The organism is Pseudomonas sp. URMO17WK12:I7, from assembly GCF_003269045.1.
Taxonomy (GTDB): domain Bacteria; phylum Pseudomonadota; class Gammaproteobacteria; order Pseudomonadales; family Pseudomonadaceae; genus Aquipseudomonas; species Aquipseudomonas putida_J.
On record NZ_QLTL01000001.1, the window covers coordinates 33552 to 55787 of the forward strand.

At 65.3% G+C, this 22236-nt stretch carries 17 protein-coding genes and 1 riboswitch; of the genes, 13 read left to right on the plus strand and 4 right to left on the minus strand.

All coding sequences use genetic code 11. The annotated features are described in order from the left end of the window. Window positions 1-79: 79 nt before the first annotated feature. From H040_RS00170 to H040_RS00195, 6 genes are all read left to right on the plus strand, one after another. Window positions 80-2197, plus strand: a complete 2118-nt coding sequence (locus tag H040_RS00170; RefSeq protein WP_027919896.1) for a TonB-dependent receptor — start codon at window positions 80-82, stop codon at window positions 2195-2197. A 191-nt stretch (window positions 2198-2388) separates the two neighbouring features. Then, a complete protein-coding gene (locus H040_RS00175; protein ID WP_027919895.1) occupies window positions 2389-3555 on the plus strand; it encodes a DUF1624 domain-containing protein in 1167 nt (388 codons plus the stop codon). A gap of 28 nt (window positions 3556-3583) precedes the next feature. Further along, window positions 3584-3783: riboswitch (cobalamin riboswitch) on the plus strand. Between the two features lie 109 nt (window positions 3784-3892). After that, entirely contained in the window at window positions 3893-4903 is a 1011-nt protein-coding gene (locus H040_RS00180) for an ABC transporter substrate-binding protein (RefSeq protein ID WP_027919894.1), read from the plus strand. Then, window positions 4900-5916, plus strand: a complete 1017-nt coding sequence (locus H040_RS00185) for a FecCD family ABC transporter permease (RefSeq protein ID WP_027919893.1) — start codon at window positions 4900-4902, stop codon at window positions 5914-5916. The genes H040_RS00180 and H040_RS00185 overlap by 4 nt, the downstream gene beginning before the upstream one ends. Beyond that, window positions 5913-6701 carry an ABC transporter ATP-binding protein gene (locus tag H040_RS00190; RefSeq protein ID WP_027919892.1) on the plus strand — a complete coding sequence of 263 codons (789 nt, stop codon included), beginning with the start codon at window positions 5913-5915 and terminating at the stop codon, window positions 6699-6701. Before H040_RS00185 ends, H040_RS00190 begins: the two co-directional genes overlap by 4 nt. Before the next feature lie 17 nt (window positions 6702-6718). Then, window positions 6719-8068, plus strand: coding sequence for an OprD family porin (locus H040_RS00195; protein WP_027919891.1), 1350 nt, complete (start codon window positions 6719-6721; stop codon window positions 8066-8068). Window positions 8069-8080: 12 nt separating this feature from the next. Here the strand turns inward: H040_RS00195 and H040_RS00200 are convergent, their stop codons facing one another. Beyond that, window positions 8081-8581, minus strand: coding sequence for a GNAT family N-acetyltransferase (locus H040_RS00200; RefSeq protein WP_027919890.1), 501 nt, complete (start codon window positions 8579-8581; stop codon window positions 8081-8083). A 110-nt stretch (window positions 8582-8691) separates the two neighbouring features. Between H040_RS00200 and H040_RS00205 the strand changes: the two genes are divergently transcribed. The 7 genes from H040_RS00205 (at window position 8692) to H040_RS00235 (ending at window position 16393) form a co-directional block, all read left to right on the plus strand. Then, complete coding sequence (locus tag H040_RS00205) at window positions 8692-9171, plus strand: hypothetical protein (RefSeq protein ID WP_027919889.1); 480 nt, start codon at window positions 8692-8694, stop codon at window positions 9169-9171. A 125-nt stretch (window positions 9172-9296) separates the two neighbouring features. Then, window positions 9297-10316 carry a UV DNA damage repair endonuclease UvsE gene (gene uvsE, locus H040_RS00210; protein ID WP_027919888.1) on the plus strand — a complete coding sequence of 340 codons (1020 nt, stop codon included), beginning with the start codon at window positions 9297-9299 and terminating at the stop codon, window positions 10314-10316. Window positions 10317-10459: 143 nt separating this feature from the next. Next, entirely contained in the window at window positions 10460-11236 is a 777-nt protein-coding gene (locus H040_RS00215) for a ParA family protein (RefSeq protein ID WP_027919887.1), read from the plus strand. A gap of 115 nt (window positions 11237-11351) precedes the next feature. After that, a complete protein-coding gene (locus tag H040_RS00220) occupies window positions 11352-11762 on the plus strand; it encodes a DUF2946 family protein (protein WP_027919886.1) in 411 nt (136 codons plus the stop codon). 68 nt (window positions 11763-11830) lie between these two features. Further along, window positions 11831-13981 carry a TonB-dependent receptor gene (locus H040_RS00225; RefSeq protein WP_027919885.1) on the plus strand — a complete coding sequence of 717 codons (2151 nt, stop codon included), beginning with the start codon at window positions 11831-11833 and terminating at the stop codon, window positions 13979-13981. Window positions 13982-14267: 286 nt separating this feature from the next. Beyond that, window positions 14268-14909 carry a hypothetical protein gene (locus tag H040_RS00230; protein ID WP_256208104.1) on the plus strand — a complete coding sequence of 214 codons (642 nt, stop codon included), beginning with the start codon at window positions 14268-14270 and terminating at the stop codon, window positions 14907-14909. A gap of 149 nt (window positions 14910-15058) precedes the next feature. Beyond that, entirely contained in the window at window positions 15059-16393 is a 1335-nt protein-coding gene (locus tag H040_RS00235) for an MFS transporter (protein ID WP_027919883.1), read from the plus strand. 264 nt (window positions 16394-16657) lie between these two features. Here the strand turns inward: H040_RS00235 and H040_RS00240 are convergent, their stop codons facing one another. From H040_RS00240 to H040_RS00250, 3 genes are read right to left on the minus strand one after another with little or no spacing between them, the layout of a single operon-like run. Continuing rightward, the gene (locus H040_RS00240; RefSeq protein ID WP_027919882.1) at window positions 16658-19795 is read right to left on the minus strand and encodes an efflux RND transporter permease subunit; all 3138 of its coding nucleotides are present in this window, start codon (window positions 19793-19795) and stop codon (window positions 16658-16660) included. 16 nt (window positions 19796-19811) lie between these two features. Then, window positions 19812-20984: an efflux RND transporter periplasmic adaptor subunit gene (locus tag H040_RS00245; RefSeq protein WP_027919881.1), complete on the minus strand. Its 1173-nt coding sequence runs from the start codon at window positions 20982-20984 to the stop codon at window positions 19812-19814. After that, on the minus strand, window positions 20977-22230 hold the full coding sequence (locus H040_RS00250) for a TolC family protein (protein WP_027919880.1): 1254 nt from the start codon (window positions 22228-22230) through the stop codon (window positions 20977-20979). Before H040_RS00250 ends, H040_RS00245 begins: the two co-directional genes overlap by 8 nt. Between the last annotated feature and the right edge of the window lie 6 nt (window positions 22231-22236).

Sequence of the window (22236 nt, forward strand, 5' to 3'; positions counted from 1 at the left end):
CGCGTGTGCGCCTGCATGCGTGGTGTGCCTTTGCGTGTTTTCCACCGGGATCCGTTCATTCCTGCAGCAGTGGAACGACATGTCCCGATTCATCAAGCTTCACCCTCTGGCGGCCTGCCTGGCCGTTACCCTGCCAGCCCTGGCCGACGAACCTGTACTGAACCTCCCCTCCACGGCCATCACCGATACCCGTGACCCACAGCATGTCGACCTGGCCACGCCGACCGAGGCCGGTTCACGGCTGCATCTCAGCGCCTTGGAAACCCCGGCCAGCACCAGCAGCATCACTGCCGAACAGATCGAGCAACGCAATAACCTCACCGTGCAGGACGCCGTGACTCGCTCACCCGGCATCAGCTTCATCGGCAACCCGGGTGATGGCGGCACTGGCCTGTCGGCACGCGGCTTCACTGGCCACGGTTCGGTGATGACCCTGTTCGACGGCGCGCGCCTGTACACCGGGGCCGGCACCCAGACGTTCCCGGTCGACCCGTGGATGGTGGAACAGATCGACGTAATCCGCGGCCCTGCTTCGGTTCTGTATGGCGAAGGCGCCACAGGCGCAGTGATCAACGTGATCCCGAAGAAACCGTTCGTTGGCGACATCCACAACCGCCTGCGCCTGGGCTACGGTTCCTGGGACCGCCAGCAGTTGGGGCTGGACAGCGGCGGCAGCCTCAGCGAGCGCCTGAGCTACCGCCTGACCCTGAACCAGCAGGCCGGCAACGGCTGGGTTGACCGCACCGACTCACGCAGCCTGGCGCTCAGTGCCGCACTGCGCTTCGATGCCAGTGACGACCTCAGTTTCACCCTGGCTCACGAACGCGGTGACGACCAGCCGGCCAACTACTACGGCACGCCGCTGATCGACGGCCAGTACCGCAGCAGCCTGCGCAAGAAGAACTACAACATCCACAACGACGTGCAGCGCTACCACGACGAGTGGACCCGCTTCACCACCGACTGGACGCTCAACGACCACATCAGCGCCAGCAACCAGCTCTACTACATCAAGAGCCGCCGCCACTGGCGCAACGCCGAAAACTACAGCTGGGATGCCGATCGCCAGCAGCTGGAGCGCCAGAGCTACCTGGAGATCAAGCACAACCAGGAGCAGCTCGGCGACCGCCAGGCCTTCACCTTCGACCACCGCCTGTTCGGGCTGGCCAGCAAGACGCTGGTCGGTGTCGAGTACAACAAGGTGCGCTTCAACGTCGACAGCAACCGCCCTTACAACGATGTGGGTGGCGACTACATCGACCCGTGGCAGCCAACCCCGGGCTGGTTCCACAGCGACTCGCCAACCCGCCCGCAGACGCTGTCCACCACCCACACCTTCGCCCTGTTCGCCGAGAACCGCCTGCAGCTCAGCGAGCGCCTGTCGCTGGTGACCGGCGTGCGGCGTGACCAGAACTATATCGACCGCGACAACCTCATCGACGGCAGCCGCGGCGACCGCAGCCTGCAGGGCGGCAACTGGCGCGCAGGGCTGGTGTTTGCGGTCACCGACAACCTGTCGCTGTATGGCCAGTACTCCACCAGCGAGGACGGCGTGGACAACCTGGTCAGCCTCAGCCCGACGCAGATGCACTACGACCTGACCGAGGCCAAGCAGACCGAGCTGGGCCTCAAGCAGCGCTTCTGGGAGAGCCGTGGCGAGTGGACGCTGGCAGCGTTCCATATCGTCAAGAACAAGCTGCTGGTGGATGACCCGATCACCCACGAGGCGCAGCAGGCCGGGCAACAGACCTCCGATGGTCTGGAAGCGTCGCTGGAACTGGCCTGGGGGCAGCAGTGGCAGGTGTCGGCCAACGCCTCGCTGGTGCGGGCCACGTTCGATGATTTCGACGAGGTTGTCGATGGTGTGGCCCAGGACCGTGCCGGCAACCGGCCGGCCAATGTGCCGCGACGCACGGCCAACCTGTGGCTGAGCAAGGGTTTTGGCCAGCAGGTGGAGGCCGGGATCGGCGCGCGGTATGTGGATGAGCGTTATGCCGACTCGGCCAATAGCCAGAGTGCGCCGGGGTATACCGTGGTCGATGCGAACATCGGCTGGCAGGTGCTGCCGGATGTGCGCCTGGGGTTGCAGGTGAACAACCTGTTCGACCGGGAGTATGTGGCCTCGGTGTTCAGTGGCGAGCAGTGGGTGATGGGCGCACCGCGGTCGTATTTTGCCACCGTGGATTACACCTTTTAGCTAATGGCCTCTTCGCGGGTAAACCCGCTCCCACAGGTACACCACCATGTCCAAGTGAGTGGTATTGCTGTGGGAGCGGGCTTGCCCGCGAAGAGGCCAGCTCAGGCAACACAAAAACTGCTATCAACCTCACATGAAATAGTTATAAGATAACGTTTCATTTGACATTCATTCCTGCCTGCGACCACCCCATGACCAGTGCCTCAGCCACCCCCACCCTGCTCACCCAGCGCCTGCAGAGCATCGATGCCCTGCGCGGCCTGGTGATCCTGTTCATGCTCCTCGACCACGTGCGGGAAACCTTCTTCCTGCACCGCCAGGTCAGTGACCCGATGGTCATAGATGCCACCGACCCATCGCTGTTCGCCAGCCGTACCCTGGCCCACCTGTGCGCCCCGGTATTCGTCCTGCTCACCGGCCTGTCGGCCTGGCTGTATGGCGAGAAGTATCAAGGCCGCAGCGATGTCTCGGCGTTCCTGTTCAAGCGTGGGCTGTTCCTGGTAGCGCTGGAATTCACCCTGGTCAACTTCGCCTGGACCTTCCAGCTGCCGCCGAGCGTGGTCTACATGCAGGTGATCTGGGCCATCGGCGTGAGCATGATCGCCCTGTCGCTGCTGGTGTGGCTGCCGCGCCCTGCCCTGCTCGCCCTGGGCGCGCTGATCATCGCCGGCCACAACCTGCTCGACGGCCTGCACTTCGGCGTGGAGTCGGCCATGCATGTGCCGTGGGCGATCCTGCATGACCGGGGCTGGCTGGAGGTCTCGGACAACCTGCGCCTGCGCACCTCCTACCCGGTGCTGCCGTGGATCGGCGTGATTGCCTTGGGCTACGGCCTCGGCCCCTGGTTCGCGCGTGGCAGCGAAGCCGGCAAGCGCCAGCACCGGCTGCTGATCGCCGGCGTCATCGCCCTGCTCGGCTTCATGGTGCTGCGCCTCTACAACGGCTACGGCGAGGCGCCATGGCGTGGCTACCCGACCGTCACCCAGACGCTGATGAGCTTCTTCAACATCACCAAATACCCGCCTTCACTGCTTTTCCTGGCCCTGACCCTGGGCTGCGGCCTGCTGTTGCTGCGCGCCTTCGAGCGCGCCGGGCTGGCCCGCTGGGTCAGCGCCCTGGCGGTGTTCGGCGCGGCCCCGATGTTCTTCTACCTGCTGCACCTGTACGTGCTCAAGCTGCTGTACCTGGCCTGCGTGGCACTGTTCGGCCTCAACCACGGCAACTACTTCGGCTTCGACGGCATTGGCGCCGTGTGGCTGGCCGCGCTGCTGCTGGCGGCGGCGCTGTACCTGCCGGTGCGCGGGTTTGCCCGGCTCAAGGCGCGGCGGCGCGACGTCCGCTGGCTGAAGTACTTCTGATTTGACCTTTTGCCCGGCGGCCTGATGGTCTACCATGCGGCCCGCCGGTTTCCACCACGGAATCAATAGGGAATCCCAGGCCCGCCCCAGGCGTGCCAAACGGAACTGCCCCCGCAACTGTAAGTGCCGAGCCTGCTCCATCGATGCCACTGGATCAACCGATCCGGGAAGGCCGGAGCCGGGCGACGACGCACCAGTCAGGAGACCTGCCGGCGAACATTCACCAACCGGCGGGGTGTCCGGGATGGCCATCCGTGTTGCCTCTGCGCCTGCAGGGGCTGGGCGATGCCTGTCCGTGCGTTCCTCACCAGAACTGTCCGACAGGAGATCGCCCAGCATGCTGCCCCGTATCACCGCCTTGCTCGCCGGCCTTTGCCTCACCGGCCTGGCCCAGGCCGCCGCCACCCACTACCCGCTGACCATCGACAACTGCGGTGCGCCACAAACCTTTGACCAGGCGCCCGAGCGGGCGGTCACCATCGGCCAGGCCGGCACCGAAATGCTCTACGCCCTGGGCCTGAGCGACAAGCTGGCCGGCACCTCGCTGTGGTTCAACAACGTGCTGCCCGAATTCAAGGCACTCAACGACAAGGTACCGCGTCTGGCCGACAACGAACCCAGCTTCGAGGCCGTGGTCGGCAAGCGCCCGCAACTGGTGGCGGTGCAGTTCGAGTGGATGGTCGGTGCCCAGGGCGCAGTCGCTACCCGTGAACAGTTCAGCGAGCTGAAGATCCCGACCTACCTGCTGCCCTCGGACTGCGAAGGCAAGGACAACCGGGTCGGTGCCGACGGCACCCGCCTGCAGGCGTTCAAGGTCGAGAGCATCTACAAAAGTGTCAGCCAGCTGGCCGAGATTTTCGACGTACAGGGCCGCGGCGCCGCACTCAATGCCGACCTCAAGGCACGCCTGGACAGCGCGAAACAGCAACTGAGCGGCAAGGACCTGGCCAACACCTCGGCACTGTTCTGGTTCTCCAGCGCCAACCTCGACATCGACCCCTACGTTGCCGGCCGCCAGGGCGTGGCCGACTTCATGTTGCGCACCCTGGGCGTGCGCAACGTGGTCGAATCCACCGAGGAGTGGCCGACCGTAGGCTGGGAAACCCTGGCCAAGGCCAACCCGACCTGGCTGATCATCGCGCGCATGGACCGCCGTCGTTTCCCCGCCGACGACTACCAGAAGAAGCTCGAATTCCTCCATAGCGACCCGGTGACGAAAAACATGGACGCGGTGAAACACAACCGCATCATCATCCTCGACGCCGACGCCATGCAGGCCGGCATTCGCCTGTTCCGTGGCCTGCAGACCCTGTCTGCGGCGTTCGCCAGCGGTCACGCGGCGCAGTGATGAGAGCCCTGCCCTACAGCGCCCTGGCCCTGCTGGCCCTGCTCGCGGCCGTGCTGGCCGGCACCGCCATCGGCGAGACCAACCTGTCGCCGAGCGTGGTCTGCCAGGTGCTGGCCAACCACCTGTGGCAGGCCGGTTACCCGGTCGACCCGATCGATGCCGGCATCGTCTGGAACTACCGCCTGACCCGCTCGCTGGTCGCCGCCGCCTGCGGTGCGGGGCTTGCGACCTGCGGGGTGATCCTTCAGGCGCTGCTGCGCAACCCGCTGGCCGAACCGTACCTGCTGGGCCTGTCCGCAGGCGCCTCGACCGGCGCGGTGCTGGTCGGCCTGCTGGGGCTGGGCAGTTTCGCCCTGAGCATGTCCGGCGGCGCCTTCATGGGTGCCCTGGCAGCGTTCGCCCTGGTGCTGGTGCTGGCCCGCGCCGCCGGGCCAGGCAGCAACAATGCCCAGGTGATCCTCGCCGGTATCGCCGGCTCGCAGCTGTTCAACGCCCTCACCGCCTTCCTCATCACCAAGTCGGCCACCGCCGAGCAGGCGCGGGGCATCCTGTTCTGGCTGCTGGGCAACCTCAGTGGCGTGCGCTGGCCATCGGTGTGGCTGGCCGTGCCAGTGGCCTTGTTCGGGCTGGTGGTGTGCCTGTGGCACCGCCGGGCGCTGGACGCCTTTACCTTCGGCGCCGACTCTGCGGCGTCGCTGGGTATCGCCGTGCGTCGCAGCCAGCTGCTGCTGATCAGTTGCGCGGCGCTGGTGACGGCGGTGATGGTGTCCATCGTCGGCGCCATCGGCTTTGTCGGCCTGGTCATTCCCCATGCCTTGCGCCTGCTGCTCGGCCCGGGCCATAGCCGCTTGCTGCCGGCCAGCGCCCTTGGCGGGGCATTGTTCCTGATTGCCGCCGATATCCTCTCGCGCACGTTGATCCCCGGCCAGGTGATCCCGGTGGGCGTGGTCACCGCGCTGCTCGGCGCGCCCGTATTTGCCTTGATCCTGGTCAGCCGACGGGGGCGCCCATGACGGTCATGAACAGCGCGCAACTGGCGCCACTCGCGTGCAGCGGCCTGGGCTTGCACCTGTCGGGCAACACCGTGCTGTGCAACATCGGGCTCAGCGTGGTGGCCGGTGAAACCTTGGCCATCGTCGGCCCCAACGGCTCAGGCAAGTCGTCCCTGCTCAAGTTGCTGGCCGGCCTGCGCACACCGGGTACTGGCAGCGTTCAGCTGCTTGGCGAGCCGCTGGCAGACCTGCCGCGCCGGCGCATCGCCCAGGCCCTGGCGCTGGTCGAGCAACAAGCCGACACCCTCGATGCGATCAGCGTGTTCGATGCCGTTGCCCTTGGCCGTACGCCGTGGCTGTCGGCGCTGGCACCGTTTTCCAGGGAAGACCGCGCCATCGTCGAACAGGCCCTGGCCGACCTTGATGCAGCGCATCTGCGCACACGTATCTGGCGTACGTTGTCTGGCGGCGAGCGCCAGCGCGTGCACATCGCCCGCGCCCTGGCCCAGCGCCCGCAGGTGCTGCTGCTCGACGAGCCGACCAACCACCTCGACATCCAGCACCAGCTCAGCCTGCTGCAACAGGTGCAGGCACTGCCGGTAACCACCCTGGTGGCCCTGCACGACCTTAACCAGGCGCTGACCTGCGACCGCGTGGCGGTACTCGACAAGGGGCACCTGGTGGCCCTCGGCAAGCCACTGGATGTGCTCACCCCCGAGCGCCTGCTGAGCACCTTCGGCGTGCACGCCCATTACCTTACCGACCCCTTCGATGGCGCGCGCATCCTGCGTTTTCGCGCCCCCTGAACCAGGAAGTTCCCGCCATGTCGTTGCGCCCCGCTGCTGTTCTGCTATCCCTGCCATTGGCAGGCCTGGCCCCATTCGCCCTTGCGGACTCGGCGCAGTCGCAAAGCAACGGTTTCGTCGAAGACAGCAACTGGAGCATCCTCAACCGCACGGTCTACGACCAGCGCGATTTCAAACACGGCGGCCGCAACAGCAGCGCACGCAATGCCTACAAGCCACGCAGCGAACGTAATGGGATGGCTGAAGAATGGGCCTACGGCCTGATGGGCACGCTGCAGTCTGGCTTCACCCAAGGCCTTATCGGTGTCGGTGTGGATGCCCACGCCTACCTCGGCGTGCAGCTCGACAGTGGTGGGGGCCGTGCCGGCAAGGCACGCCTGCTGGGCCTGGACAACGACGGCCAGCCGAAGAACGAATACAGCCGTGGCGGCGCGGCGCTTAAACTGCGGGTGTCCAACACCGTGCTGTCCTACGGCGAGCAGCGGGTGAAGACGCCGGTATTCAGCTCCTCCGACAGCCGCCTGCTGCCGGAAACGGCCACCGGTTTCTTCCTTGCCAGCAATGAGATCGACACCGTCAAGCTGGTCGCTGGCCACTTCAACGAAAGCACCGACCGCAACGCGTCCAGCCACGACCAGGGCTTCGTGGTGAACTACTCCGACGGCCGCCAGGGCAACAGCTTCGACCTCGCCGGCCTGGTATGGAACCCCGGCGCCGCCTTCAGTGGCAGCCTGTACACCTCGCGCTACGAAGACACCTGGAACCAGCACTACCTCGGCAGCACCCTCACCCATGCGCTGGACGACCGCCGCAGCCTGAGCCTGGACCTCAACCTGTACCGCACCACCGATACCGGCAAGGCGCTGTCCGGGCGTATCGACAACACCACCTGGAGCCTGGTCTCGCGCTACAACCAGGGCCCGCACAGCTTCAGCCTCGGCTGGCAGCAGGTGGATGGCAACACACCGTTCGACTACGTCACCCGCGGGGCGATCTACATCGCCAACGCCGTGCAGATGTCCGACTTCAATGCGCCGAACGAGAAGTCATGGCAAGCGCGCTACGACCTGAACATGGGCGGCTACGGCGTGCCGGGGCTGAGCCTGAGCGCCTTGTATGTGCGCGGCTTCGATATCGACGGCACCCACCTCGACCCCAACGGCGGCTATGCGTACCTGGGTTATGGCAAGGGTGGCAAGCATTGGGAGCGCGACCTTGAGGCCAACTATGTGGTGCAGAGTGGCCAGGCCAAGGGCACCACGTTCTCGCTGCGGCACAACGTGCACCGGGGTAACACGGCACAGGCGGAGCTGGACGGCGACCAGATTCGGTTGGCGGTGCAATGGCCGTTGTCCGGCAGTTTCTGACAGGCCGCAGGCCTATCTGGCCAGCCAGTTTTCCATGTGCGTCGTGCGCCAGACCGGGTCGTCTTCCACATCGATCAGCGCAAAACCCTGCTGCTCCCAGAAGCGGATCGCGCCGGGCAGAAACGGGTGGGTATGCAGATACAGGCATTCGACCGCCGAGGCGCGGGCGTGCTCACGCAAGGCGGCGAACAGGGCCGCAGCCAGGCCAAGCCGGCGGTATTCGGGCAGCACGAACAGGCGCACCACCTCGACCACGTGCTTGCCTTGGTAATCGAGTTGGGCGAAGCGGTGGTCGTAGGGCAGATAGCCGATGCCTGCGATCAACCGGCCCTGATCGCGGGCTTCAAGGAAATGGCCTGCGCCTTCCAGATAAGTCTGGGCGAAATGAGCGAGGTCCTTGGGCAACGGCGAACCCGCCAGCATCGGGAATAGCCCGCGACGGGCGCTGTCGATGAACGCCACGACTTCACTGATACAGGCGTGGCTGGGCGGTTGGATGGTCCAGTGGGTCATGAGCGTGCAAACGTAGCTTGAGCGACCGGTTTTTCTACCTCAAGGGCTGCTAGCTGGCAACCCGACACCGCTATAATCCCCCCTCTGCAATACGCGCCCAAGGCCACCCCATGCCCCGCATCCAGAAGTTGCTGTTACCCCTGCCGTTGCTTGCCGCACTCGCCGCCTGCGACCAAAAGCCCACCCGCGAACAGCAGATACTGGCCAACCTGCCGCTGCAGGAGGCCTACGACCACAACATCGAACGCATGGCCGCGCTGCTCACCCGCACCCACCCGCAGCTGGATGCCGCCACGATCAGCAATGTCCTGCGCAAGCACCTCACCGTCGAGGACCAGCGCCAGGACCTGTACAAGCTCTACAGCGAGAAGAACTTCAGCGATGCCGAATTCGCTACCATCGTCGCCGCCACTCGTGACCCGGCCAAGGCCAAGGCGCTGGAAGAGACCGACGAAGGCAAGCGCCTGAGCGACAAGCTCACCGGCCTGATGCGCGAGACGGCGCGGGACGAAAAGGTCCAGGCCCTGGCCGAGCAGCGCATGCAGCAGGTTGAGGATGAGCTGGATGAACTGGAGAAGTCAGGCTCATGATCTGAACCTGGCACCGGCTTCGCCGGTGTTCGCGGGCTTGCCCGCGAAGCGGCCGGCACAGGTTTGAAGTGATCATTCTGTAGTCCACAGGGGTCCAAGGGACATCCCGCAACTGGAGGCTCACCATGCCCCGCCTAGGCTTTGCCTGTATGTACCGCCACCCGCACCGCAGCCTGTCGGTAAAAGCGCTGGAGGCCATCGAGCGCACCTTCAACCCGCGCACCACCACCCTGCGCTGGCTGTCCGCCGCCAGTGCCGAGGCGGCCCGGGCCAAGTTGCTGGAGTTGGTACAGCACAACCTCGACGCCCAGCTGCGCCTGCTGGCCTACGTCAGTGAACTGCCGCCGATGCTGCGCATGGTGCGCCTGAGCAGCGACCTGCTGCCGCTTTATAGCCACCCTGGTGTGGCACCGCTGTACCGCGACGCCGAGTTCCAGGCCCTGATGGTCGACGGCTTCGCCGCCATCGGCAAGCTGGCCCGCGACCAGGACCTGCGCCTGTCATTCCACCCTGGCCAGTACTGCGTGCTCGGGTCGGACCGCCCCGAGGTAGTGGAAAACAGCCTGGCCGAGTTCGAGTACCACGCCGACATGATCCGCATGATGGGCTTCGGCCAGCGCTTTCAGGACTTCAAGTGCAATGTGCATATCGCCGGGCGCCTTGGCGCGGGTGGTGTACGCCAGGTGTGGCCAAGGTTGTCGCAAGTGGCGCGCAACGTGATCACGTTCGAGAACGACGAGAAGACCTACGGCGTCGACGACTGCCTGGCGCTGGCCGACCTGGCACCCGTGGTGCTGGACATTCACCACTGCTGGATCCATGAGGGTGACTACATCGACCCGCACGACCCGCGCGTGGCACGGATCATCGACAGCTGGCGCGGTGTGCGGCCGACCATGCACTACTCGCAACCCCCAGAGAGCTTGCAGGCGCTGGGCTTCGACGCCGACAGCAAACTGACCATCCCGGCACTGCTGCAGAAGGTGAACAAGCGCGACCTGTACCCGCACAGCGCGCAGATGTGGAACGACTGGACCAACCGCTACGCCCTGCAGTTCGTCGACCGCTTCGACATCATGTTCGAAGCCAAGGACAAGAACCTCACGACACTGGATTTCTACCAACGCTATATCGAAGGGCCATGAGCGCAGAGGCCGCGGAACAGACAGCTTGAACGTCGAGAACGATGAACTTAACTGTTGTAACAAAGCTTGTCATAAAACTGTCGTCTTTCGGTCATAGGATTGACCCCAACCTGACATTTCCCTTCTTCATGGATGAGCGTCTCATGCGTCGTGTGGTTTTCAATCAGAAAGGTGGCGTCGGCAAATCGAGCATCGCCTGCAACCTGGCGGCCGCCAGTGCCGCCGAAGGCTATCGCACGTTGCTGGTCGACCTCGACCCCCAGGCCAACGCCACCTACTACCTCACCGGGCTGACCAACGACGCCATCCCCGCCGGCATCGCCGACTTCTTCCGCCAGACCCTCTCGCCAGTCACCGCCGCCGGCAAGAAGCACCGCGTGGCAATCACCGAAACCCGCTACGACAACCTGCACATGGTGACCGCCAGCCCCGATCTCAGCGACCTGCAGAGCAAGCTGGAGAGCAAGTTCAAGATCAACAAGCTGCGCAAGCTGCTGGTGGAGCTGGGCGAAGACTTCGAGCGGATCTACATCGACACCCCGCCAGCGCTTAACTTCTACACCTTCAGCGCCTTGGTGGCTGCCGAGCGCCTGCTGATTCCGTTCGACTGCGACAGCTTCTCGCGCCAGGCACTGCTCAGCGTCATGGCCGAGGTCGAGGCGCTGCGCCAGGACCATAACCCGGCGCTGCAGGTGGAAGGCGTGGTGGTCAACCAGTTCGCCGGGCGCACCGCGCTGCACCAGACCCTGGTCGAACAGTTGCGTGACGAAGGCATGCCGGTGTTGCCGGTGTACCTCAGCAGCTCGATCAAGATGCGCGAATCGCACCAGGTTTCGGTACCGCTGGTGCACATGGCGCCACGCCACAAGCTGGCGCAGGAGTTCGTCGAGCTGCTGGACGTGCTCGAACGCGCCGCCTGAGCTGCGACAACCCTGTGGGAGCGGCCTTGTGTCGCGATTGGGCTGCAAAGCAGCCCCCGGATGCTCCACTCAAAAGGACTACCCTGCCGTTCGTCCGGGTGATAGATTCGCCGCCATGAAAATCACCCGGCACACCCGCACGCTGACTGCCTGGACGCTCTATGCCAGCGTCTTGTTCAGCCTGTTGCTCTGCGGCCTGCACCACGGCCAGATGGGAGGCCTGCGCCTGGCCGGCCTGGAAGGTGGTTTCTGCTCGATCAACAGCGAGCACGGTGTGGCCATCGACCTTGACGGTGCCGGCAGCGACCAGCACATGGCCCAGCTCGATTGCCCGGTGTGCTCCTCGTTCGGCCTGGCCGTGCCACTCGGCAGCGGCGGCTGGTCGTTCAGCCCGGCGCAAGCCACTGCCACCTCGCCCATCGTCGTGCGCAGCTGGGCGCAGCCGCCGCCCCGTTACCAACGCCCTGCCCTCACCCCCCGCGCTCCCCCTGCCATTTTCCCCGCAGCCGTTAATCATTTCGCCTGACTTGAAGCGGGCGCGCCTGCCTGCGCGCTCGCTGTCAGCCATGACCTTTGCGTGGAAGACCCAACAACATGCTCCGCAAGACCTCCCTGGTGCTCCTCATGGGCACCTGCACCTTCGCCTGGGCGGATGACGCCGCCGTCGAACTCAGCGCCACCACCATCGATGGCGAGCGCGATGCGCCCACCGGCGTGCAACTGGACGAGCCGATCCGCACCGGCTCGCGGCTGGGCCTCACCGCGCGGGAAACACCTGCCTCGGTAAGCGTCTCGGACCGGCGCGTCATCGAAGAACGCGGTGCCAAGGACAGCCAGGACGTGATCAACGCCATGACCGGCGTCAACGCTTCGGCCAACCCCGGCTACGGCGGTTTCGTCAGCTACCGCGGCTTCACCCAGAACCAAGTCAGCCAGCTCTACAACGGCATCAACCTCGGCTACAGCAGCGCCACCCGGCCGGTGGATGCCTGGGTGCTGGACCGCGTCGAGCTGCTTGGCGGGCCGTCATCGTTCCTGCATGGCGCAGGTGCCGTGGGCGGCTCGATCAACTACATCACCAAGACCGCCACCCGCGACCAGCAGACCCTCGATGGCCGCGTGCGCTATGGCAGTTACGACGACTCGGAAGTAGCCTTTGGCATCAACCAGGCCCTGGCCAGCAACCCGGCCGATGCCCGCCACTTCATGCGCCTGGATTTCAGCCACACCGACGGCAACGGCTACATCGACCGCAACCAGCGCAAGACCGACAGCCTGGCATTCTCACTGCTCAGTGACCTGACGCCCAACCTGACCCATACCCTGGCGCTGGAATATCAGGAAGACCGTGAGGACAGCCCGTACTGGGGGGCGCCGATCCTGCCGGGGCGCAGCACGCTGAAAATCGACAACAGCCGCCGCTTCGAGAACTACAACGTTGCCGACGGCCGTTACGAGCAGCGGGTACGCTGGCTGCGTTCGCTGCTCGATTACCAGCTCAGCGACAGCACCAGCGTGCACAACACCTTGTACCACTACAGTGCCCAGCGCGATTACCGCAACGTCGAGCGCTACAGCTACACCAGCGACGGCAACGTGCAGCGCGCCAGCCCCTACCTGCAGCGCCACGAACAGAGCGTGCTGGGCGACCGCATCGAGTTGCGCCACGACAATCAGCTGTTCGGCCTGGCCAGCCAGTGGTCGCTGGGCCTGGACTACTCGCACATGCGCCAGAGCGTCTACCCGACCTCAGGCAGCTGGACCGATGTGGTCGACCCGGACCACTTCGACCCCGGCAGCTTCTACGACATCCCCGGGGTGAATGCCGGGCTGACCAAGCAGCGCCGGCATGTCACCAGCAACCGCGCCGTGTTCGCCGAAAACCGCTTGCAACTGACCGAGCGCCTGGCCTTGCTCACGGCCCTGCGTTACGACTACCTGGACATGGAGGTGACCAACTATGGCGCGGTGACGCCAACTTCACCGGCATTCTTCGAGCGGCGCTGGGAACCGCTGTCCGGGCGCATCGGCCTGACCTACGAACTGACGCCGTCGGCCAGCTTCTATGCCCAGTACAGCACCGCTGCCGACCTGCCGGCCGGCTCGCTGGCGGCGGCCACCTATGCCAACGTCGGCACGTTCGACCTGTCCAAGGGCGAGCAATGGGAAGTGGGCAGCAAGTTCGACTTCCTCGATGGGCGCGGCGCGGCGACCGTGGCCCTGTACCAGATCGTGCGCAAGGACTTTGCCGTGCGCGATTCGAGCAACCCCAACCTGACGGTCCAGGCCGGCCAGCAGACCTCGCGCGGGGTCGAGTTGTCCGGGCGGCTGCAGGTCACGCCGAAGCTGCTGGCCGAGGGCAACTATGCCTACGTCGACGCGCAGTACGATGAGTTCAACGAAGCGGTCAACGGCGTATCGGTTTCGCGCAAGGGCAATGCCCCGGTCAACGTGCCGGCCAATGTCGCGAACCTGTGGCTCACCTATAGCTTCACGTCGGCCTGGTCGGCGGGGGTGGATGCCCGCTATGTCGGCTCGGTGTACGCAGACAATGCCAACACCCTCAAGGCACCGGCCTACACCCTGTTCGGCACCTTTGCCCGTTACCGGCTGGATGAGCACACCACGATCACCGGGCGGGTGCGCAACCTGACCGATGAGGTATATGCCAAGCAGGCCTATGGGCTGCAGTACTACATGGGGGCACCGCGGACCTTCGAAGTGGCGCTGGACTGGCGCTTCTGACGCCCACGTCTGTGCCGGCTACCACACCGGCACAGACTTTAAGAACTCTCCTACTCAACTCGCTCCCAATTCCTAACTCGCCATCAGCGATAATGTGCAACCTCGTCCACGCCGGCACATGAAGCCCCGGCTCAGGCAATTCAAGGAAGTTCCCGCTTTGAAAGCTCCCGCGTTGAAATCGCTGTCTCCCGCCCTTCTGTCTGTTGCACTTTTCCTGTTGCCTGGCTGCCAAAGCCATGTCGCTGAAAAGGTCGATCCTCAGGCTCGGAAAACGTTCGTGAGCGATATGCAGCAGGCCCTGAAACTCGGCATCGCCACGGCAGACACCGACGAGCAGGTCGGCGTGGTCATGCTGACGGTCAAGCTCGACCAGCACTCCTCCCCCACCCTCTGCAAGGCCAGCAAGGCCCCGGTCAGGTTGGAGATGCAACTACCTGCAGACGTGAAGCGCTCGGACTTCAAGGCACTGGCCAGCATGGTCGAGGCGCAGTGCTGGAAGACCATCTACCCGATGGTACCCGAGGGGATGCGCGATGAGGACGGCACCGTGGAAGTGCGCGCACCGATGTTCGTGCTGCTGTCCGCGGCCGCACAGGCACCCGGTACGCCACGGCGCCAGGTCATCGCGCAACGCGAGTACTTCTGGCAGCACTTGCTGCGCGACCAACCAGTGAACAGCATCGGCAGGGTCTCGGTGTACTACCAGGCCAACGCGCAAGGCAAGGTAGAAGGTTGCCTGGTGCAGCTCTACCCGCACCCGCTGCGGCCGAACGACTTTCGCCTTGACGGCAAGCTGCAGGCCGAACTCAACAGCCGTTGCCTGGCCATGGACCTGAGCCGCTTGCCGGGCTTTTCGGCAGACATGCACGGCGTGGCCAAGGGCCACAGCGCGCTGGAATACGCCCCGTGGCGGGTCGGCCGGCAGTAACGGCCTGTGGTCGAAACAGATATCCCGATGTCGCCCTGAACGAAGCCCCCCACTGCACTACCCGGTCTACTGGCCCTGATAACAACGATGGCGCGCCTTGAGCGCGCCACATTCATCCAGGCTGCCTATGGAAACCGGAGAGCTTCCGTATGTCTGCATCGCATGAGGTATCCCCCGCCACCCTGCGCAGGGTCATCGCCGCCTCGGCCATCGGCAACTTCGTCGAATGGTTCGACTTCGCCGTCTATGGCTTCCTCGCCACCCTGATCGCCAACCAGTTCTTCGCCAGCGAAGATGCCAGTGTCGCCCTGCTCAAGACCTTTGCCGTGTTTGCCGTGGCCTTCGCCTTGCGCCCGCTCGGCGGCATCGTGTTCGGCGCACTCGGTGACCGTCTTGGGCGCAAGCGCATCCTGTCGCTGACCATCCTGCTGATGGCCGGCTCCACCACCTTGATCGGCCTGCTGCCGACCTACGCCAGCATCGGCCTTGCCGCACCCGCGCTGTTGACCCTGGCGCGTTGCCTGCAGGGCTTTTCCGCCGGTGGCGAATACGCCGGCGCCTGTGCCTACCTGATGGAGCATGCCCCACAGAACAAGCGTGCGTTCTACGGCAGCTTCGTACCGGTCTCGACCTTCTCTGCCTTTGCCTGTGCGGCGGTGATCGCCTATGGCCTGGAGGCCAGCCTGTCGGCCGAGGCGATGGCCGCCTGGGGCTGGCGCATCCCGTTCCTGGTGGCCGCGCCGCTGGGGCTGGTGGGTTTGTACCTGCGCTGGCGCATGGAGGAAACCCCGGCGTTCCGCGAAGCTATCGCTCAAGGCAAGGAGCATGAACATTCGCCGCTCAAGGAAACCCTGCGCAACCACGGCCGGGCAATTCGCAACCTGGGCATGTTCATCTCGCTGACAGCCCTATCGTTCTATATGTTCACCACTTACTTCGCCACCTACCTGCAACTGGTCGGTCACCTGACCCGCGCCCAGTCGCTGCTGGTGACCACCGTGGCGTTGCTGTTCGCGGCTATCGGTTGCCCGTTGGCCGGGGCTTTTTCGGACCGGGTCGGGCGGCGCAAGACCATTGGTTTCACCTGCCTGTGGGTGATGCTCTGTGTGTTCCCCGCTTACTGGCTGGCCAGTTCCGGTTCGATGTCGGGGGCGCTGCTGGGGGTGATCCTGCTGGCAGTAGGGGCGCTGTGCAGCGGCGTGGTGACGGCGGCGTTGCTTTCGGAGAGCTTCCCGACCCGTACCCGCTATACCGCTTCGGCAATTACCTACAACGTGGCCTACACCCTGTTTGGCGGTACCGCGCCGCTGGTGGCGACCTGGCTGATCGGGCAGACCGGCAGCAGCCTGGCGCCGGCGTTCTACCTGGTGGTGATTGCGCTGGTGGCGTTGGTGGGTGGGTTGGCGTTGCCGGAAACATCGCGCATTTCGCTGCATGATGAAGCAGAGGGCGATGCAAGCCCTGCAGTCCGCACGACGAGTTGAGATCCCTGGGGGCTGCCTTGCAGCCCATCGCCGGCAAGCCAGGTCCCACTGGGATAGCGTATGCCTCAAGCATTTCGCAAGCGGTCCGCATACGCTGTGGGAGCGGCTTTAGCCGCGATGAATCCAACGCGGTGCAGGGCACCGGCTGCGCCGGTGTTCGCGGCTAAAGCCGCTCCCACAGTGTCCCTGCTAATTCAATGAATTATGTGCAGTTCTATGAGAGCGGGCTTGCCGGCGATGGGCCGCAAAGCGGCCCCGGCGATCTCAATCTTCTTCGTGTCTGTACGCCCACTGATAAAGCGCCGGCAACACCAGCAAGGTCAGCGCCGTGGAAGACAGGATCCCGCCAATCACCACCGTCGCCAGCGGTCGCTGCACCTCGGCGCCTGTCCCTGTCGCCAAGGCCATTGGAATGAACCCCAACGACGCCACCAACGCAGTCATCAGCACCGGCCGCAAGCGCGTCAACGCGCCTTCCTCGACCGCTGCACGCAAACCGCGCCCCTCCTCGCGCAGGTTACGGATAAAGGCGATCATCACCAGGCCATTGAGCACCGCCACCCCCGACAAGGCGATGAACCCTACCCCTGCGGAAATCGACAACGGGATATCCCGTAGCCACAACGCCAGCACCCCGCCGGTCAAGGCAAACGGAATCCCGGTGAACACCAGCAGGCCGTCCTTGAGGTTGTTGAACATCATCAGCAGCAAGGCCATCACCAGCAGCAGCGCCACCGGCACCACCACCTGCAGGCGCTCGGCCGCCGACTGCAACTGCTCGAACTGGCCGCCCCAACGGGTCCAGTAACCTGGCGGGATCTGCACCTGCTCGCGCAGGGTCTGTTCGGCCTGCTCGACGAAGGAGCCCAGGTCACGCCCACGCACGTTGGCACTGACCACCACCACGCGCTTGCCATCTTCTCGGCTGACCTGATTCGGCCCAAGCTGCAGGTTCAACGTGGCCACCTGCGACAACGGGATGAAGCCGATCTGCGCTGCACCAGCTGCGGCGCTGGCGGGTACCGGAATCAGCAGGCTGCCCAAGCCATCGACATCGGTACGCAGCGTTTCGGACAGGCGTACTACCATGTCGAAGCGGCGATCGCCTTCGTACAAGGTGCCCGCCGTGCGCCCCCCGACGGCAATGGCGATGGCATCCTGCACATCGCCCACATTCAGGCCATGGCGCGCGGCCTTGTCGCGGTCGATGTCGATGGTCAGCACCGGCAGGCCGGTGGTCTGCTCGACTTTCACTTCAGAGGCGCCTGGCACCTGTTGCAGGCTGCTGGCGATCTGCGCGGCGGTGCGGTTGAGCACGTCCATGTCATCACCGAACACCTTCACTGCCACATCGCTGCGCACGCCGGAGATCAGTTCGTTGAAACGCAACTGAATCGGCTGCGACAGCTCGTAGTTGCTGCCCGGCACGCTGGCGGCAGCGCGCTGGACTTCGGCAATCAGCTCCTCGCGGGGTTTGCCCGGGTCGGCCCATTGCTCACTCGGGCGCAGCATCACGTAGGCATCGGAGATGTTCGGCGGCATCGGGTCGGAGGCGATCTCGGCGGTACCGGTACGGGCGAATACCCGCTCCACTTCCGGCACCTGGGCAATGATCGCCTGTTCCAGGCGCTGCTGCATGTCCACCGACTGCGACAGGCTGGTGCCTGGCACGCGTAGCGCCTGCAAGGCAAAGTCGCCCTCGCTGAGGCTGGGGATGAACTCGCTGCCCATGCGGCTGGCCATGACCCCAGACAACAGCACCAGCCCTGCGGCGCTGGCGAACGCCAACTTGCGCCGCCCCAGTACCCAGCCGAGCACCGGCGCATAGCGCTGGCGGGCGGTGCGCATGACCACGCCCTCTTCTTCCTTGACCTTGCCGGTGACGAACAACGCGATGGCCGCGGGCACGAACGTCACCGAAAGGATCATGGCCCCCAGCAGTGCCATCACCACAGTGAAAGCCATCGGGTGGAACATCTTGCCCTCGACCCCGGTCAGGGCAAAGATCGGCAGGTACACCACCATGATGATCAACTGCCCGTAGATCAGCGGCCGACGCGCCTCGCGGGCGGCGGCGAACACCTCATGGAAGCGTTCGGCACGGGTCAGCATGCGGCCATGACGCTGCTGGGCATGGGCCAGGCGGCGGATGGCGTTTTCGACGATCACCACCGCACCATCGACGATGATGCCGAAGTCCAGGGCGCCGAGGCTCATCAGGTTGGCGCTGACCTTGTTGCTGAACATGCCGGTGAAGGTAAACAGCATCGACAGCGGGATGACCATCGCGGTGATCAGCGCAGCGCGGATGTTGCCAAGGAACAGGAACAGCACGGCGATCACCAGGACGGCGCCTTCGACCAGGTTCTTCTTCACCGTGGCAATGGCTTTTTCCACCAGGTTGGTGCGGTCGTAGACCGTCACCGCGACCACGCCCCTGGGCAGGTTGCGGTTGATCTCGGCGAGCTTGGCCGCCACCGCCTGGGACACCGTGCGGCTGTTCTCGCCGATCAGCATGAACACCGTGCCCAGCACCACTTCGCGGCCGTTCTCGGTGGCCGCGCCAGAGCGCAGCTCTTCGCCCAGCCCTACCTGGGCAACATGGCTGACGCGGATCGGTGTGCCATCGACGCTGGCGATGACGATGTTGGCAATATCCTCGGCCGAGGCCACCTGCCCCGGCGCGCGGATCAGCAATTGCTCGCCGTTGCGTTCGATGTAGCCGGCACCGACGTTGGCGTTGTTGCGCTCCAGCGCCGCGATCAGGTCGTTGAGGGTGAGTTTGTAGGCCGCCAGGCGCTTGGGTTCGGGGGCGATCAGGTACTGCTTGGCGTGGCCGCCGATGCTGTTGACCTCGGCGACACCGGGCACGTTGCGCAGCTGCGGCTTGATGATCCAGTCCTGGATCACCCGCAGGTCGGTCGCCGTGTAGGGCGTGCCGTCATCCTTGAGCGCGCCCTCCTGGGCCTCCACCGTCCACAAGAAGATTTCGCCCAGGCCCGTCGAGATCGGCCCCATGCCGGCATCGATACCCTCTGGCAACTGCTCGCGGGCCACCTGCAGGCGCTCGTTGACCAGTTGCCGGGCGAAGAAGATGTCGGTGCCATCGTCGAAGATCACCGTCACCTGGGACAACCCCGAGCGTGACAGCGAACGTGTTTGTTTCAGCCCCGGCAGGCCCGCCATGGCGGTCTCGATGGCAAAGGTGATGCGCTGCTCGGTTTCCAGCGGCGAATAACCCGGCGCGGCCGTGTTGATCTGCACCTGGACGTTGGTGATATCAGGTACCGCATCGATCGGCAGTTTCTGGTAACTGTGGATGCCCACGGCAGCCATCAGCACCACGGCGAGCATCACCACCAGGCGCTGCTCGATGGCGAATTGGATCAGGCGTTCGAACATGCAAGCGTCCCCGCGATCAATGGCTGTGCTCGGCAGAAGCCTTGCCGAGCTCGGACTTAAGGACGAAGCTGCCGGCGGCAGCCACCTGCGTGCCGGCCGCCAGGCCTGCGGTGATTTCCACCTGGCCAGCGTCGCGGCGGCCGGTCTTCACCGGGCGGGCCTCGAACCCTTCGTCGGTGCGGGCGAACACCACTGTCTGCTCCTCCCAGTTCTGCAAGGCGCTCTCGGGCACGACGACGGCGGCATTGAAGCGCTCGACATTGACCGCGACGCTGACGAACAGCCCGGGGCGCCAGGCACCGTTGGGGTTGGCCAGGGTGGCGCGCACCGTGGCGGCGCGGTTCTGCTCGCCGAGCAGGCTGCCGACGTAGTTGACCTTGCCTTCGACTTCTGCGCCGAGGTCCGGCGCGCTGACGGTCACGCTGCGCCCAGTGGTGACCCGCGCGAGGTCGCGCGGTGCGACCGCGAAGGTGGCCCAGACCCGGCTGAGGTCCGACAGGGTGAAGGCATTGCTGGTCTCGTCGACCACCTCGCCCACGGTCAGGTGCTTTTCCACCACCACGGCATCGAAGGGGGCGCGCAATTCGTAGCGGTTTCCGGCACCGGCCGGGCCGACTGCTGCCACCTTCTGCCGGGCATTGGCCAGGGCGATCTCGGCCTCTTGCAAGGCCTGGCGCGCCTGCAGGTAGTCCTGCTCGGCGCTGATGCGTTCCTGCCACAGTTGCTGCTCGCGCTGGAAGGTCAGGCGCGCCAGTTCGAGACGATGCTGGGCGGCCTGCTGCTCGCTGCGCAGGTCGGAGATCTGCTGGCTGGCGATCACTGCCAGTACCTGGCCGCGCTTGACCGCCTGGCCGAGTTCGGCCTGCACCGCCTCGACCACACCCGGCACCCGTGGTACCACATGGGCCGTGCGGTCTTCGTCGAAACGGATCTCGCCAGGGAAGCTGATAGCGCTGCCCAGTTCGCGCGAGGCGGCCGTAGCAAGCTGGATGCCGGCCGACTCGATCTGGGCGATCGACAGGTGCAGTGCGCCTTCCTTTTCCTGGTGTTCTTCAGCACCTTCGATGCCGTGGCCATGGCTGTCTTCGCCTTTGCTGGCCTGGCTTGAGTTGCCGGTCCAGGCCAGGCCACCCACGCCGAGCACGGCAATGACAGCGGCCAGGAGAGCGAGTTTGCGGGGGTTAGTCATTGTTGCTCCTGCTGCTCGAATTTTTGCTCAAACCTTCAAGGTCGCCGTAGATCCGCTCGACCTGCGCCCGTGCATCGGTTGCTGCGGCCAGTGCCTCGAGGTACAGCCCGCGCGCATCGATCAACGTGCGTTGGGCATCGAGCACGTCGAGGAAGGCGAACTTGCCCATTTCGAAGCCACGGGTCGCGGTGTCCACGGCCTGCTGCGCCGACGGCAGGATGGTGCGGTCGTAGGCCTGCACCTCCTGCATCGCGGTGCGCCACTGATCGACGGCGCTGCGGGTTTCACTGCGCAGGCGCAGCTCCACCGCATTGCGCAGGTCGCGGGCCTGGTCGGCGCGGCGTGCAGCGGCCAGCACGTTGCCCTGGTTGCGGTCGAACAACGGCAAGGGCATCGACAGGCCCACCACGTTGACCCGCTCGCGGTCTTCGCGGCTGTACTGGCTGCCGACGCTGACGGTGAGGTTGGGAATGCGCAGGGCCTTTTCCGAGCCCAGCGACGCTTCGCCACGCTCGACCTGGGCAGCTGCCAGGCGCCATTCGGCGGTCTGTTCGACCTGGGCAAGCAAGGTGTCGGCTGAAGGGGCCTGGCCCGGTGACAGGTTGCTCGCCTGCAACGCGTCGAAGGTCGCCAGCGGGCTGCCGGTCAAGCGTCCCAGCGCCTGGTAGGCCACCGTACGTTGGGTTTCGGCGCGACGTACCTCGGCCTGAGCCTGAGCCAGCTGCACCTGCGCGCGGGTGGCTTCCACCGGCGATGACTGGCCTGCGCTGACCCGGCCCTGCACCACCCGCAAGCCGCGTTCGGTCAGCCCCTGCGACTGCTGCGCCAGTTCCACGGCAGTCTGCGCGCGCAGGGCGGCGTGATAAGCCTGGACCACGTCGGCACGCAGGCCATTGCGCTGGCGCTCCAGGTCCAGCTGGGCAATGGCCTGGCCGGCACCGGCCACAGCGATACGCGCACCGCGCTTGCCGCCCAGCTCCAATGGCTGGCTGAGGGTAACGGTGCTGGTGCTGGTCTCGCGGCGGGTGTCCTCCATTTCCCAGGCCAGTTCCGGGTTCGGGAGCAACCCGGCCTGGCGCCGCTCCCCCTCGGCAATACCGATTGCGCGGCCAGCTGCGGCCAGTTCAGGGTTGTTGGCAAAGGCGGCGCTCAGCGCCTCGGGCAGGCTCATGCCTTGCCCGGCCTGGGCACTGGCGGTGGCCGCCAGCAACAGGCTGAGCAAGGCGATCTTGCGGGGGGTGGGCACTTCGGG